Source organism: Moraxella macacae 0408225, from assembly GCF_000320365.1.
In the GTDB taxonomy this organism is placed as follows: Bacteria; Pseudomonadota; Gammaproteobacteria; order Pseudomonadales; family Moraxellaceae; genus Faucicola; species Faucicola macacae.
This window is the reverse complement of the sequence record NZ_ANIN01000002.1, coordinates 563,013-577,480: the sequence shown is the minus strand read 5'-3', so window position 1 is coordinate 577,480 and position 14,468 is coordinate 563,013. Positions and strand designations below refer to the sequence as shown.

Sequence of the window (14,468 nt, the reverse complement as noted above, 5' to 3'; positions counted from 1 at the left end):
ATTTTAAGTTAATTGATACCAATTCATGATTGGTAATGAGGAACAGTATTTATGAAATATACAAAAAAAATCCAACCAACATGGTTGCAAGTGTTGTTAAAAGCTTTGATGTTTGGTACGGCGATTGTGCTTAGTCAAATTGCAACCGCCGCCGATACAGCCACCAAGCCTGTTGAAAACCACCAAGACTTAGTGCAAGCGTCAAAACAAGACTTAAACCAAGATCAAGCACAAGCACAAGCACAAACAATTGATGGTGTGGTAGCGATCGTCAATGACAGCACGATTTTAAACAGTGAATTGGATCAAGCGGTTGCCCAAGCGGTAACTCAATTGCAACGCCAAAACCAACCCATACCGAAGGCAAATGAACTGTATGCGCAAGTACTGGAACAAATGATAAACCGCCAAGTTCAGCTTGATTTTATCAAACGTCAAGGACTAACAGTGGACGAAGATCGATTAACCGGTGTGTTAACCGGTATTGCCAAACAAAATGGTTCAAGCAGTTTGGCAGATTTTCAGCAACGCCTAGACAAACAACAACCGGGCGGTTATCAAGCCTTACGCCAAAAAGTTGTTGAGGATTTAAGCATTCAGCTTTTGCAGCAGCAACAAGTTGCCCGTCTTGTGCGTATCAGTGAAAAAGATGTGGATAAGTTTTTGCAATCCCCTGAGGGCGAAAAATTAAAGCAAAGCCAATATCGCCCGTTTCATATTCGCGTGCCATATGGCAATAAAGACGGCGAAAATGTCAGCGAACGTCAAAAACAAGAAGCCTTGCAAGTGGCAAATCGTTTGATTAACGCACTACAAAATGAAACAAGCAACACCACAGCAAGTTTAGAAAATTTAATGCAAAAAGCCCAACAAGGCTACAAACTACAGCTACAAGGTGCTGATGTTGGTTACCGAAGTGCCAATGAATTGCCAACGAATATTGCCAATGACATTATCAATTTAAAAGTAGGCGAGGTGAGTAAACCTTTGTTTACCGAACAAGGCATTGATGTGATTAAATTAATTGACAAAACAGACAATATTAAACACATCATTGATCAATACCAAACGCGTCATATTTTGATCAGTCCGTCCGAGAATTTATCAGAGGCTATGGCAAAACAACAAATCGAAGCACTTTATCAGCAGTTGCAACAAGGAGCGGATTTTGCGACACTGGCATCTACTTATTCAAGCGATACAGGCAGTGCAGGTAACAGTGGCTCACTGGGTTGGGTAAGTGAAGGCGACATGGTTGCACCATTTGAGGCGATGATGAAACAAACAGCCGCAGGTGATTTTTCTACCCCTTTTCAAAGTCAGTTTGGTTGGCATATTTTAAAAGTAGATGCCAAACGCAAGCAAGACGTTAGCAAAACCTATTTGCGCAATATGGCAAAAGAAGCCTTGTATCAACTTTTTGCACCTCAAACCTTAGAAGAATGGATGCAAGAGTTAAAAGCCCAATCTTATATCAAAATTATCAATGATTGAGTGCTTGTTGGTTAAAACTTTTGTTTAAAACTGTTGCTTAAATGGTGCGAAAAATCAATGTTGCCATACGCCCTGTGGCAACTTGTTTTTGTTGGCATTGTTGGCGGTACGAATAAAAACGCGGATCGTGATAACTGTCTAAATGACTGTCATAAACTTGGCTAATGCCACAAGCATTTAGCTGTAATTTGGCAACTTTTGCTAAATTTGCCAAATAGTGTCCGCTTGTGGTGGGATAAAATAACGATTGGCTTAACTCATCGTCAATCGTTATCGAAAGTTTAGCCAAACTTGCCAATATTTGACTGCGTACATTGTCATCTACTTCATAATTGGCTTGGGCGATGTGTGCGCCGATCCATGCTTGCCACTTGGATCGATGTCTTTTGGATTGATGTTCATCTGTTGGATTAAGGTGATTTACGGTTTTGGCAATGATGGATTTTGCCAAACCTTGCCACCCTGCGTGTATGGCTCCGATATGACCCTCGGTATCAGCAAGCATAATTGGCACACAGTCGGCCGTCATAATTGCAAGAGCAACATTGGACTGATTGCTAAAATGTGCATCTGCTAAAATGGCGTGGGCGTGCGGTTTTGTTGTGCAATGAACGCAATTGCCATGCACTTGATTTAGCCAATGAATTTGGTTTAAATTTGGATAATGTTGTTGTAGTTTTTCTAACAAATCCATGCGATGCTTGTGTACAGTTGTGGGGTTGTCAAAAACGTGCAACGCCAAATTAAAATCACCATACACATCGGCGGTAGAACTTGGTATTTGACGACAGGTCTGCACAACTTGAATGGGGCTATTTGACGGGGTTAAGGGTAAAATATAAGAATTTTGTAGCATAATTAAATACCATGTTAAGATAATTAAATACCATGTTAAGTTTATTATCAATAGTGCGGTGGTTTATCCGCCAATACGTCAAAAGGTTGGATTTGGCTTTCGGTTGGCATGGTGCTGATTTTTTGGTATAGCAGTTGTAATTGGCGCTGTTGTGCACTAAGTTGTTGATTTTGTTTTGTAACAATATCGTTTAGGGTGTCTAGTGTGGCCTCCATAAACGTAATTTGGCTTTGTAGCTGTATGAGTTGGTTTTGTAGGTCGCAAGTTGTGGGGTGTAAAAGTTGCATAACGTTTGCCAATAGCTAAAAAACCTATTGTAGCATACTTTTTGCTTTAATCATTGGCTTGCTTGACAAAACTTAGCATGAAAATTTTTAACATGAAAACTTTTAACATTAACAAATAGGCAATCCATTTATGCGAGTGATTTTTTTGGCAATTACGTTTGTTTTATTGCAAATCATAACTTACGGCGTGGTTTGTGGGTTGCAGTGGCAATTTGATGGGCTTGGAGATTTGGGTAAACGCTGGCTTGCGATTGGGTTGTTTGGGTTTGGCAATACACTGTTGGCATTGGCGATGATGGGTTTTACAAAAGTTGGGTTTCGGCTGCTGATGGCATGGCAGACTTTGCTATGGTTTTTTCTGATGGCAATTTTGGCAACTGTGTTGTTAAATACGATCTTTAGCCAATTTTTTGGTAAGTTTTATATATCGGTTTATCAGGATCTTGGTATAAAAATTTTGCCAATGGTGATTTTTTTATTCATCACGATCAAGGCGGTGTACAATGCCTACACGCCCGTGGTGCGTTATTTACAAATTACGCCAAATCAGGCATTGTCAAAACCGACAAAAATTGCCCTGGTGGCGGATTTACATTTGGGGTTTTTGGTAGGTAAACGCCAGCTTAACAAACTGGTTAAGATTGTACAAGCGAATAAGGCGGAACTTTTGTTGATTCCGGGCGATGTTTTAGATGATGATACGGTGTATTATGAACGCGAAAATATGCACGTTGCGATGACAAAACTGGTAGAGAGTTTACCGCTTGGGGTGTATGCAACGCTTGGCAATCACGATGTGTTTGGGCATGAACATCAAATTACCACCGCCTTGCAGCAAGCAGGGGTAAAAACCTTGCTTGATGAAACTGTGCGTGTAGATGAGCGTTTGTATTTGGTTGGGCGGTTAGATGATTTGGCAAAAACGCGTAAACCAACGGCAGAGTTATTGCCAAAAGTGATTGATAAGCCTGTGGTATTATTGGATCACCGTCCTGGCCAAATTGACGAAAATGTCAAATTACCGATTGATTTACAAGTATCCGGGCATACGCACAATGGGCAGATTTTTCCTGCAAACTTTATTGTCAAATACCTAAATACAGTCGCTTATGGGCATAAGCGGATTAACAATACCGATGTGTTGGTTACCTCAGGCTATGGGTTTTGGGGCATGCCATTTCGTCTTGGTTCACAATCTGAGGTTTGGATAATTGATCTACAGCCAAAATCGGCGTTTTGAGTGCAGATCAGTTGTGGTAAATCTTAAAGGCGTTAAGGCTGGTTGTGCTTGTATTGAATGGTGTTGCACATAGATGACAATTCACGACGAATTTCATGAATGCTCATGGTTTTTTCTTGTTGCAATGTATAGCTTAAATTGCTAAGAACAAACGTGGCATACGCATGGCCTTGATAATCTAAATTTCCCACGCCTTGATGGGTTTTGGCAAATTCAATGTACTTGTGTTTAATCATTTGATACATGTCATCGTATAAATGCAATTTATCGGTTTTAATTTGCCAAAGTGCCAAAATTTTGAATTTTTCGCGTTCAATAAAGCCAATAAAGGTTAACAAAAACTCATCTAAATTGCTGTCTTGTGGCAAGTTAAAACGTTGATTTAACAGCATTTCATAGTTTTGTTTAAAGTCATTGACCATTTTTTCAGCAAGGGCTTGTTTGCTCGTGTAATGCCGATAAAAAGTGGAGCGATTAACCAGTGCTTTATCCAAAATATCTTGCACGGTAATTGCTCGATAGGGCATGTTGCTAAGCAGTTCTAAAAAGGCTTGTTCAATGTGTTGAATGGTTTTTATCACACGCAAATCAGTCATAAGGTTGTTCCTGTTTATTTAGCCACCGTAATTTAGCCACCGTAATTTGTTGGCGGCAACATTATTGTACTTTTTGGTGCGTTATGCAACAGTTATATTGAAATTTTTGTAAATTTTTCTTAAAAATTATACATAAAAGAAAACAATGGGTTTTATTTGCTAAGTTGTTGTAATTGTTGACAATAGTTAGTATCGTTAATTAAGTTGCCATGGATTTTATACCAATTTGGTTTGGCGTGGATTTTTTCCAACAGTCGTCCAATATTTACCGCGATATCGGTTTTGGTTGGGTGAAAATCTTGATAAAACCGCGGATCAATGAGCGTGCGAAATGCCACGATGTCATCTTTAAGCGTTACGTTAAACCCACGTTTTAGCACTTCATGACGCAAATGAAAATAACGCTGTTCAATAAAATTTAGCTTATCATAAAAAAACAACACATGGCCTGTACTCATGCGATAAGTCGGCGGAATTTTTTTTAAAATAGCGGACACTGGGTGTTTTTTACACGCTTGGTTGACAAGGGTAAAAATCCGGGTAATTTCTCGGTATTCAGCAAACAAATGTTGATCGGTTAATTCATTGACATCAATGACATTAATTCTGGTCATATTGGTTTTCGGTCATGTTGGTTTTGCTTGTATGATTGTTAAGCTATTTTAAAAACATTTGATAGCCAATATTATCTGTGATGTTTTCGCATTCATAACCGATATTTTGCAACGTGGTTTGCAGTTTTTCAGCGGTTTGTTGCCCCATTTGAATCCCGGCCAAAATCCGCCCTTCAGCCGCCCCATGATTGCGATAATGAAATAAAGATATATTAAAATCACTACCAAGTTTTTGTAAAAAATTTAACAATGCCATTGGACGTTCAGGAAACATGATTCTAAACAATTGTTCATCATTTAGATCAGCATGTCCACCGATTAAGTAGCGGATATGGGTTTTTGCCACTTCATCGTCAGTCAAATCTACTACTTGATAGCCGTTATCGGTCAATAATTGCAAAATTGCTTGGCGTTCTTTTTGTCCTTCTTTTAAGGCGATACCAACAAAAATGCAGGCGGATTTTTCAAGGTTGTTGTTTAAGCGGTAGTTAAATTCAGTGATATTACGCCCTTTTAACGCACAACAAAAATCCAAAAATGCTCCGGTTTTTTCAGGAATGGTAACTGCAAAAATGGCTTCTTTTTTTTCACCAATCTCGGTGCGTTCGGCAATATAGCGTAAACGGTCAAAATTCATGTTTGCGCCACACAAAATAGCCACACAATTTTTACCGTGTAAACCATGTTCACTGATATATTTTTTCATGCCTGCCACTGCCAAAGCTCCCGCAGGTTCAACGATGCTGCGTGTTTCGTCATACACATCTTTTAAGGCGGCGCATACTTCATCATTGTTGCAGGTGATGACATCAGGTTCGATCAATTTGCCAGTACCATCGCTTTTGGTTAAATTGACAATTTGAAATGGCAATTCACCAATTTGGGCAACCGCGACACCATCTACAAACAGCCCGACTTGTGGCAAACGTTTGCGTTCTCCTGTGGCTAAGGCAATTTGTAAGCAATTGGCATCTTCAGGCTCAACAGCAATGACTTTGACATGTGGGGCAACTTCACCCAAAAACGCCGAAATACCCGCTATCAATCCGCCACCGCCGACAGCAACAAACACATAATCCATTTTTCGCCATTGTTGCACAAGCTCCATGCCAATTGTGCCTTGCCCTGCAATGACTAAGGCATCATCATACGGCGGAATAAAGGTCAACCCATCGTTTTTGGCACGTTCAATTGCATAACGGTTAGACTCATCAAAACTATCCCCATGCAACACCACATTTCCGCCCAATGCCTTGACGGCATTTACTTTGATATCCGGAGTTGTGGTTGGCATAACGATAACGTTTTGTAGGTTTAAGCGACTGGCAGAATAAGCGACACCTTGAGCATGATTGCCAGCTGATGCACAAATCACCCCTTTTTGTTGCTCGTTTTCACTAAGCTGACTGATACGATTATACGCCCCACGCAGTTTAAAGGAAAACACAGGTTGTAAATCTTCGCGTTTAAAACGAATGTCATTGTTAAAACGCATGCTTAATTTTTTGGCAGGTTCTAACGGTGTTTGAATGGCGGCATCGTAGACAGTGGCTTGTAAAATCAGACGAACATAGTGCGATAACATAACAAATCCTAAAATCAATCAAAAATAACGTCATAGCTTAGAGTTTTCAAAGCCTTGTTGCAAGTTTTTTTTGCTAAATTTTGCTAAAAAGTTGTTGTATTGACAATAAAAAAGTTTTTTAATGGTTTTTTGGCAAAAATTTGTTAAAATAACGGTTTTTAGGTAATGATAGTTTTTTATTTGGTTAAATTTTGCTAAGGATTTTTATGTCAAAACTCACCTTTACTCAACAACAGCTAAAACAAGCAGCAGCCAAACAAGCTCTCACCCTGATAGAGCCGGGCATGATTTTAGGGGTTGGTACAGGAAGTACCGTAAATTGTTTAATTGATTTATTAGCAAAAGTTAACCTAAAAGGGGCGGTTGCCAGCTCTCAAGTTACCGAAAACAAACTGAAAGCCTTAGGCATTGAGGTGCTGGATTTAAATCAAACTGGTGAACTTGATTTATACATTGACGGAGCAGATGAGGTAAATTCTGGGCTGGAGCTGATAAAAGGCGGTGGCGGTGCGTTAACGCGCGAAAAAATTGTAGCGGCCGCCTCAAAACAATTTATCTGCATGGTCGATGACAGCAAATGGGTGCAAACGCTCGGGGTGGCTTTTCCAGTGGCAATTGAGGTATTACCTCAAGCTCGATCTTATGTGGCACGTGAGTTGGTAAAATTGGGCGGTGAGCCTGTGTATCGCGAAGGATTTGTTACCGATTATGGCAATTTGATTTTGGACGTGTATGACCTTGATATTGGTGATCCTTTGGCAATGGAGCAGTGCATTAACAACATTACCGGCGTGGTGTGCAATGGGATTTTTGCCAAACGCAAAGCCGATAAATTGCTCATTGCCCGCCAAACAGGTGTAGAAATTTTACCATGATATTTAATGATTACCATGATATTTAACCATTACAATAATATTTAATTAGAACTACTAAAATATGAATAAATTTTATCATCAAAACCGCCAATTGTTATGGGCAATGATGGTTTTTATTGGTAGTTTTATGTTTTTTAAATCATCTGTATTTGGTGAGTTAGAGCATTTTATTGCACTAAAATTGTCGTCAGAAAGTTTGTATTTGATCAGTTGGAATTTGGCAGTGCTTGTGTATTTAGGCATGACCTTTTACATGATTTGGCGGACAAGGCATGGGCAGATTAAACGCCGCACCAAAAACGAGTATGAACGCAAACGCATTATGCTGATTACCACGATTTTATCCAGTATCAACTGTGTGGTGGCTGTGGTACGCGAGCTTGGATCATCGGAGCATTGGAATGACGCCCAAATCGGTTTTCATATCGGTTTGGCAATGACCACGGTGATTTTATCGTGGTTTTTTATTCATACCTTGTTTGCGTTGTATTACGCCCATTATTATTACCATGCTGAACATGATGATGATTTTCCGCTGGATTTTCCGCATGAATCAAACCCTGATTATTATGATTTTTTATATTTTTCCTATGGCATTGGCGTGTCAGGACAGGCATCAGATGTGGCATTTACCACCAAGGTTATGAGACGCATTGGCACAGTACATTCAGTGCTTAGCTTTTTTTATAATACGGCAATTTTGGCATTGATGATTGAAATGGCTGCAAGTTTTTTAGGCTGATAAAAAATTTGTCAAAACCCTTTTAAAAATCTATAAAAATATGCTATTGTTAAAGTTTAAATTGTTTGTAACTGTTTTATGTTTTTTGTTTTTAAAAAAAGGGAATATTCATGTCAGTTTTGCCAACCCTTAAGGATATCGATGTTTTGCAACAAGCAAGTCAATTTGGGTTTCAATTTTGGCAAAACAAACCAACCATTGCCAAATCTTTTATCAAAAGCTATCCGCTTAATCAAGTGCTAAACGATCAAATTATCAAAGATTTGATTCAAGATTATACATTGGACGACGAGTGTTGTGTAGCCGATGAAATGAACGTGATGAAAGGCTTGCGTATTTTGCGTAATTTATTAATGTTGCGTTGGATTTGGCAAGATGCGTTAGGGTTGATTAGCCTTGAACAATTAACGTGGGAATTGAGTCATTTTGCTGATGAATGTTTAATTTTTGCTAAAAGCTATGCTTACCAAAATTTAACCAATAAATATGGTGAGCCGTATTGTTATCCGTATTGTTATGACACCAAAAACCGCCCACAAAAAGACGATTTGGCAATGATCGCCATGGGGAAAATGGGAGCAGAGGAGCTTAATTTATCCAGTGATATTGACTTGATTTTTGTGCATCAAGGGCAAGGCGAAACCGGATTTGCCAGCTTTAATTGTGAGCATGCCCAAAAATCCATTGACACCAAAAAATTTATGACCAAATGGGCGCAAAAAATCATTGAACTGTTGGACAAACCAACCCAAGATGGTTTTGTGTTTCGCATTGACATGCGTCTTAGGCCGTGGGGCGAGGGCAGTGATTTGGTGATACATTTGCCAGCACTTGAGAAATATTTTGCCCAACATGGACGTGCATGGGAGCGTTTTGCGTGGCTTAAAGCCAGAATTGTTAACAGCATTGATTTTACAGACAATTTGCAAGCCTTGATTCAGCCGTTTGTGTTTCGTTATTATGTGGATTATAGTGCGTTTTCGGCGCTTAGAGAGATGAAATTGCTCATTGAAAACCAAGTGGCACAACGTCAAGACAGCGACAACATCAAGCTCGGTGCAGGAGGTATTCGCGATATTGAGTTTATTGTGCAGTCATTTCAACTGATTTACGGCGGCCGCGTGTTGGCATTAAAAGTCAAAAATTGTTTAAAAGCGTTGCAAAAATTGCATGAATTTGGTTATTTAGACACACAAACTTATGAAAATTTGGTGCATGCGTATCGTTTTTTGCGCCGTTTGGAGCATGGCATTCAAGCAATCAATGACGAACAAACCCAGCGGTTGCCAACCGATCCAATTTGGCAACAAAATTTAGCCCATACCTTGGGATTTTCTGACTGGGCGGCATTGTTAACCCATTTAAACCAATACCGGCTGATGGTAAAAATACCGTTTGACAACCTTGTTACCGAACGCAAGCATCCGTCTTGTGTGGTGGAGATCAAACACGATGAAAATTTGGATCAATTGACACAACGTTTGACCTATGAAAATCAACAAAAGTTGGCAAATTTTTGGCAAAGCAATTTGGTAAAAAAACTAAGTGATGAAGCAAAAAAACGCCTAAACACCGCTTATCCGCTATTGGTATATGCGTTGTTACAAGTGGATACGGCGGTGGCAAATGTTGCATTGCCACGTTTGTTAAATCTGTTAGAATCCATAAACCGGCGCTCGATTTATTTGGTGATGTTAAGCGAAAATCCGCACGCTACCTCAAAACTTATCCCAATGTTAGCAGCCAGTCCGTGGATTGCTACTGAATTGGCAAATCACCCTGTGCTGCTGGATTCGTTTTTGCGCGAAAAATACCGATATTTGCCAAATAAAGATGAATTGCGTGATATTTTACGCCAACAATTATTAAGGGTTGAACCCGGTGATGAAGAAGGGCTTCTCAATGCGTTTCGTTTTTTTAAAAAAACGCAAGTGTTGGCCGTGGCAACCAGTGATATTGTCGCAGATCGTCCCATTATGAAAGTGTCAGATTCGCTTACCTTTATTGCTGAAGTGGTATTGGAAAAGGCGCTAAAGCGAGCATTTGACGATTTGGTTAAAAAACACGGCTATCCACTGAATAAACAAGGCGAGCCTATCAATGCCAAACAAAACGGTTTTGCGGTCATCGGTTATGGCAAACTGGGTGGGCTTGAGATGAGTTACAGCTCGGATTTGGATTTGGTGTTTTTGCACGATATTGACGAACAGGCGATGACGATTGGCAATAAACCGGTGAGTGGTATGCAGTTTGCCAGTCGTTTGGCACAGCGCTTGATGAATTATTTATCCACTCAAACACGCGATGGACGAGCCTATGAGGTTGATATGCGTTTGCGTCCGTCAGGGCAGGCAGGCATGCTTGTGGTATCGTGTCATGCGTATCAGATGTATCAAGAACAAAAAGCGTGGGTGTGGGAGCATCAGGCCTTGGTGCGAGCAAGGGCAATTTGTGGTGATAAGCAAGTCATGGCAAAATTTAATGACATTCGACAAAAAGTTTTGTGCATGCCTCGCCAATTGGACGCAGTTCGGATCGATGTGGGTGAAATGCGCCACAAAATGCAAGATCATCTTGGTACAAAAAATCATGCCAAACAGCAAGGTAAATTTCACCTAAAACAGGACACAGGTGGCATGGTGGATATTGAGTTTATTGCACAATTTGCGGTGTTGGCTTATGCCAATGCGTATCCTTGCCTTTCTGTGTACAGCGACAATGTGCGGATTTTTGAAGTGCTTGGCAAAACAGATTTGTTGGATCGATCAATTTGTCAAAGACTGATTGAGTGTTATTTAATCTTGCGTGCCAAAACGCACACATTGGCATTGGCAGAACAGTCCGTGGTTGTAGATGAGCGTGATTGGCATGAACTAAGAACATTTGTTGACAAACAATGGCAAACACTGATCGGACAACGATTTGATAAACTTTAACTTTTAACAACTTTTTTTAACAATATTTTTAACAACCTGCTTTTTTAACAAAATGGAGAAAAAAATGGCAACAATTTCTATGGCAGATCGCGACGGCGTGATTTGGAAAGATGGCGAGTTGATTGACTGGCGTGAGGCCAAAATCCACGTTCTAACCCATACCTTGCATTATGGTATGGGTGTGTTTGAGGGGGTGCGTGCTTACAAAACGTGCGATGGGCGTACCGCGATTTTTCGTCTTAATGATCACACCAAACGCTTGCTAAATTCGGCAAAAATTTTTCAGTTAAATGTGCCTTATAGTTTTGATGAATTTAACTTGGCTCAAAAAGAAGTGGTGCGTAAAAATAACCTAGAATCGGCGTATTTGCGTCCGTTAATTTGGGTGGGTTCAGAAAAACTAGGCATTGCAGCCAAAGACAACACCGTGCATGCCATTGTTGCAGCTTGGCAATGGGGTGCGTATTTGGGCGAGGAGGGTATGACAAAAGGTATCCGCGTTAAAACCTCAAGCTACACGCACCATATGCCAAACATTACCATGTGCAAGGCTAAAGCTGTAAGCAATTACCCTGTGTCTATTATGTCAAATCAAGAAGTTACCAAAAACGGCTATGATGAAGCAATTTTGATGGATCCGCAGGGTTATGTATGCCAAGGTTCTGGCGAAAATCTGTTTTTGGTTAAAGATGGTGAATTGCACACGCCAGATTTATCAGGCGGTGCGTTAGATGGCATTACGCGGCGTACCATGATTGAATTTGCCAATGATTTGGGTATTAAAGTGCATGAACGGCGCATCACGCGAGATGAGTTTTATTTGGCAGATGAAGTTTTTATGACGGGTACGGCAGCGGAAGTTACCCCCATTCGTGAATATGACGATCGCGTGATTGGCAATGGTGCTCGTGGTGAAATCACCGAAAAATTGCAAACGTTATTTTTTGATGTGGTGCATGGCCACAATGAAAAATACAGCCATTGGTTAAGCTATGTAGATGCGTAATTAATTTTGTAGATGTATGGTTAATTTTTATACCGTTAATCTTTTTAGCTTGATAAAAAACCCAATCGGCGTGATTGGGTTTTTGGTTTTTAAAGGGCAAAATGACTCTGTTTTAACAAGTCTATTTTTAACAGCCTATTTTAACAGCAATGCATTGATGCGTTTTAAATAGGTTGCCGGATCGTCAAGTTGGCCACCGTCTGCCAGCACGGCTTGATCAAAAACCACTTGAGCAAGATCGTCAAATTGTTCCGAGGTTTCTAGTTTTTGGATCAGTGGGTGATTTGGATTTACCTCCAATGTTGGTTTGATGTCAGGCACAGATTGTCCCATTTGTTTGAGCATTTGTACCATTTGTGGCGATAACTCACCATCACCAACAACAAGACAGGCAGGGCTATCTACCAAGCGATTTGAGACCTTGACATCTTTGGCACGGCCAGTTAACGCACCTTTTAGTTTTTCAACAATGGGTTTTAAGTTTTCTTCGGCTTGCTTTGCTTGTTCTTTTTCTGCATCATCGGTTAACTCATCTAAATCCACCGCTCCTTTTGCAATGTTTTGTAGTGGCATGCCGTCAAATTCATGCAGAAAATTCATAGCCCATTCATCAACGCGGCCAGTCATCAAAATAACCTCAATGCCTTTTTTCTTAAAGACTTCCAGTTGTGGGCTGTTTTTGGCCGCTGTCAAATTTTCAGCCGTTAGGTAATAAATTGCCTTTTGCCCATCTTTCATGCGAGCTTTGTAATCAGCAAAACCTGTGCTAATGGTATCGTCATGACTTGTGGCATAGCGTAATAATTTGGCAATTTTTTCTTGGTTTGGCATATCCTCGCCCAAACCTTCTTTAATAACATCACCAAACGCTTGATAAAATTGTTTAAATTTGTCTTGTTTTTCTGCTTCATCAGAATTTGCCAAATTTGCCAAAACGGTTAAAATCCGCCGAGCGTTGCCATCACGAATTGCTTTGACATCGCGCGACTCTTGCAAAATCTCACGACTGACGTTTAGCGGTAAATCACTGGTGTCAATGACGCCTTTGACAAAACGCAAATACATTGGCAAAAGTTGCTCTGCATCGTCCATGATAAATACGCGTTTTACGTACAATTTCAAACCGCGCTGATGTTCGCGTGCGTATAAATCAAAGGGGGCTTTTTTGGGAATGTAAAGCAATTGTGTGTATTGTAATCGCCCTTCTACGCGGTTGTGCGACCAGGTGAGTGGTTCGTCATAATCGTAAGTTAAATTTTTGTAAAAGTCTTGATATTCTGCATCTGTAATATCGCTTGCTGAACGCGTCCACAAGGCATTGGCTTGATTGATGGTTTCCCATTCATCGGTTGTGATGTATTGACCGTTTGTCGGTTTTTCTTCGCCGTCTGTTGGCTCGTCCTCTTGCCAAACTTCTTTACGCATTTGGATTGGCAGGCTTATGTGATCAGAATATTTGTTGACTAAAGATTTGATTTTGGTGCGATCAAGGTAAGTTGCGTGTTCTTCTTTAATGTGTAAAATAATGGTTGTACCGCGCCCGGTTTTACTGATTTTTTCGGTGGTAAACGAACCTGTGCCATCGGATACCCAACGCACGCCGTTATCGCTATTGTCGCCTGCTTTGCGTGTTTCTACTGTGATGGTGTCTGCAACGATAAAACCTGAATAAAAACCCACACCAAATTGACCGATTAATTGACCGTCTTGTTTTTGAGCATCGCTAAGTTTTTCTAAAAAGGCTTTTGTGCCAGATTTGGCAATTGTACCTAAATTTTCAATGACCTCAGCTTCGTTCATACCGATACCATTGTCAATAAACTTAATGGTTTTGGCGGTTTTGTCAATGTCAATACGCACTTTTAATTCGCTGTCATTTTCAAACAGACTGTCATCGCTATTGCCCTCAAAGCGTAATTTATCACACGCATCAGATGCGTTTGAGATGAGTTCACGCACAAAAATATCGGCATTGGAATATAATGAATGGGTTACAAGGTGTAGTAGTTGGGCAACTTCAGCTTCAAAAGTGTGTTTTACTGGGGTTGTCATAATTACTCCTGTTAAATCTATGGTTGTGAAATCCAATGTTAATGTTTGGATTATGTTGATTAATAACGATTTGCTAATAACGATCTGTTAATAACGATTTGCTAATAACAAATTGGATTAAGCGTTATTTTGGTGATTATTTGTGGTTAACGGCGATTTTTTCAAGAAAATTTTGGATAATTTTG

At 40.1% G+C, this 14,468-nt stretch carries 12 protein-coding genes; 6 read left to right on the top strand and 6 right to left on the bottom strand.

Annotated elements, in window-relative coordinates; translation table 11 throughout:
* Positions 1-51: 51 nt before the first annotated feature.
* The gene (locus MOMA_RS08105; RefSeq protein WP_009502045.1) at positions 52-1,494 is read left to right on the top strand and encodes a peptidylprolyl isomerase; all 1,443 of its coding nucleotides are present in this window, start codon (positions 52-54) and stop codon (positions 1,492-1,494) included.
* A 37-nt stretch (positions 1,495-1,531) separates the two neighbouring features.
* Here the strand turns inward: MOMA_RS08105 and pgeF are convergent, their stop codons facing one another.
* Both pgeF and MOMA_RS08095 read right to left on the bottom strand, forming a co-directional pair.
* Positions 1,532-2,350 carry a peptidoglycan editing factor PgeF gene (gene pgeF / locus MOMA_RS08100; RefSeq protein ID WP_009502044.1) on the bottom strand — a complete coding sequence of 273 codons (819 nt, stop codon included), beginning with the start codon at positions 2,348-2,350 and terminating at the stop codon, positions 1,532-1,534.
* 47 nt (positions 2,351-2,397) lie between these two features.
* Positions 2,398-2,637, bottom strand: a complete 240-nt coding sequence (locus tag MOMA_RS08095) for a SlyX family protein (protein WP_009502043.1) — start codon at positions 2,635-2,637, stop codon at positions 2,398-2,400.
* A 130-nt stretch (positions 2,638-2,767) separates the two neighbouring features.
* On the opposite strand from MOMA_RS08095, the gene MOMA_RS08090 reads away from it, so the two are divergent.
* A complete protein-coding gene (locus tag MOMA_RS08090; RefSeq protein ID WP_009502042.1) occupies positions 2,768-3,877 on the top strand; it encodes a metallophosphoesterase in 1,110 nt (369 codons plus the stop codon).
* Between the two features lie 32 nt (positions 3,878-3,909).
* On the opposite strand, the gene MOMA_RS08085 is transcribed toward MOMA_RS08090, so the two are convergent.
* The 3 genes from MOMA_RS08085 to ilvA all read right to left on the bottom strand — a co-directional run bounded on the left by MOMA_RS08085 (position 3,910) and on the right by ilvA (position 6,672).
* Complete coding sequence (locus MOMA_RS08085) at positions 3,910-4,473, bottom strand: TetR/AcrR family transcriptional regulator (RefSeq protein WP_009502041.1); 564 nt, start codon at positions 4,471-4,473, stop codon at positions 3,910-3,912.
* 152 nt (positions 4,474-4,625) lie between these two features.
* Positions 4,626-5,087 (bottom strand): pyrimidine dimer DNA glycosylase/endonuclease V, encoded by a 462-nt coding sequence (locus tag MOMA_RS08080; RefSeq protein WP_009502040.1) that lies wholly within the window; start codon positions 5,085-5,087, stop codon positions 4,626-4,628.
* 43 nt (positions 5,088-5,130) lie between these two features.
* Positions 5,131-6,672 (bottom strand): threonine ammonia-lyase, biosynthetic, encoded by a 1,542-nt coding sequence (ilvA, locus tag MOMA_RS08075; RefSeq protein ID WP_009502039.1) that lies wholly within the window; start codon positions 6,670-6,672, stop codon positions 5,131-5,133.
* Positions 6,673-6,878: 206 nt separating this feature from the next.
* On the opposite strand from ilvA, the gene rpiA reads away from it, so the two are divergent.
* The 4 genes from rpiA to MOMA_RS08055 all read left to right on the top strand — a co-directional run bounded on the left by rpiA (position 6,879) and on the right by MOMA_RS08055 (position 12,231).
* Complete coding sequence (gene rpiA / locus MOMA_RS08070; RefSeq protein WP_009502038.1) at positions 6,879-7,547, top strand: ribose-5-phosphate isomerase RpiA; 669 nt, start codon at positions 6,879-6,881, stop codon at positions 7,545-7,547.
* A 127-nt stretch (positions 7,548-7,674) separates the two neighbouring features.
* Positions 7,675-8,289, top strand: coding sequence for a DUF1345 domain-containing protein (locus MOMA_RS08065; RefSeq protein ID WP_227498102.1), 615 nt, complete (start codon positions 7,675-7,677; stop codon positions 8,287-8,289).
* Positions 8,290-8,399: 110 nt separating this feature from the next.
* The gene (gene glnE, locus MOMA_RS08060) at positions 8,400-11,225 is read left to right on the top strand and encodes a bifunctional [glutamate--ammonia ligase]-adenylyl-L-tyrosine phosphorylase/[glutamate--ammonia-ligase] adenylyltransferase (protein WP_009502036.1); all 2,826 of its coding nucleotides are present in this window, start codon (positions 8,400-8,402) and stop codon (positions 11,223-11,225) included.
* Positions 11,226-11,298: 73 nt separating this feature from the next.
* Positions 11,299-12,231, top strand: a complete 933-nt coding sequence (locus tag MOMA_RS08055) for a branched-chain amino acid transaminase (RefSeq protein ID WP_040625373.1) — start codon at positions 11,299-11,301, stop codon at positions 12,229-12,231.
* Positions 12,232-12,366: 135 nt separating this feature from the next.
* On the opposite strand, the gene htpG is transcribed toward MOMA_RS08055, so the two are convergent.
* Complete coding sequence (gene htpG / locus MOMA_RS08050) at positions 12,367-14,283, bottom strand: molecular chaperone HtpG (RefSeq protein WP_009502034.1); 1,917 nt, start codon at positions 14,281-14,283, stop codon at positions 12,367-12,369.
* Positions 14,284-14,468: the final 185 nt, after the last annotated feature.

Bases quoted from the DNA above. Each gene is read 5' to 3' on its own strand.
- MOMA_RS08105 (WP_009502045.1), top strand. From the start codon at position 52: ATGAAATATACAAAAAAAATCCAACCAACATGGTTGCAAGTGTTGTTA.
- pgeF (WP_009502044.1), bottom strand. From the start codon at position 2,350: ATGCTACAAAATTCTTATATTTTACCCTTAACCCCGTCAAATAGCCCC.
- MOMA_RS08095 (WP_009502043.1), bottom strand. From the start codon at position 2,637: ATGCAACTTTTACACCCCACAACTTGCGACCTACAAAACCAACTCATA.
- MOMA_RS08090 (WP_009502042.1), top strand. From the start codon at position 2,768: ATGCGAGTGATTTTTTTGGCAATTACGTTTGTTTTATTGCAAATCATA.
- MOMA_RS08085 (WP_009502041.1), bottom strand. From the start codon at position 4,473: ATGACTGATTTGCGTGTGATAAAAACCATTCAACACATTGAACAAGCC.
- MOMA_RS08080 (WP_009502040.1), bottom strand. From the start codon at position 5,087: ATGACCAGAATTAATGTCATTGATGTCAATGAATTAACCGATCAACAT.
- ilvA (WP_009502039.1), bottom strand. From the start codon at position 6,672: ATGTTATCGCACTATGTTCGTCTGATTTTACAAGCCACTGTCTACGAT.
- rpiA (WP_009502038.1), top strand. From the start codon at position 6,879: ATGTCAAAACTCACCTTTACTCAACAACAGCTAAAACAAGCAGCAGCC.
- MOMA_RS08065 (WP_227498102.1), top strand. From the start codon at position 7,675: ATGTTTTTTAAATCATCTGTATTTGGTGAGTTAGAGCATTTTATTGCA.
- glnE (WP_009502036.1), top strand. From the start codon at position 8,400: ATGTCAGTTTTGCCAACCCTTAAGGATATCGATGTTTTGCAACAAGCA.
- htpG (WP_009502034.1), bottom strand. From the start codon at position 14,283: ATGACAACCCCAGTAAAACACACTTTTGAAGCTGAAGTTGCCCAACTA.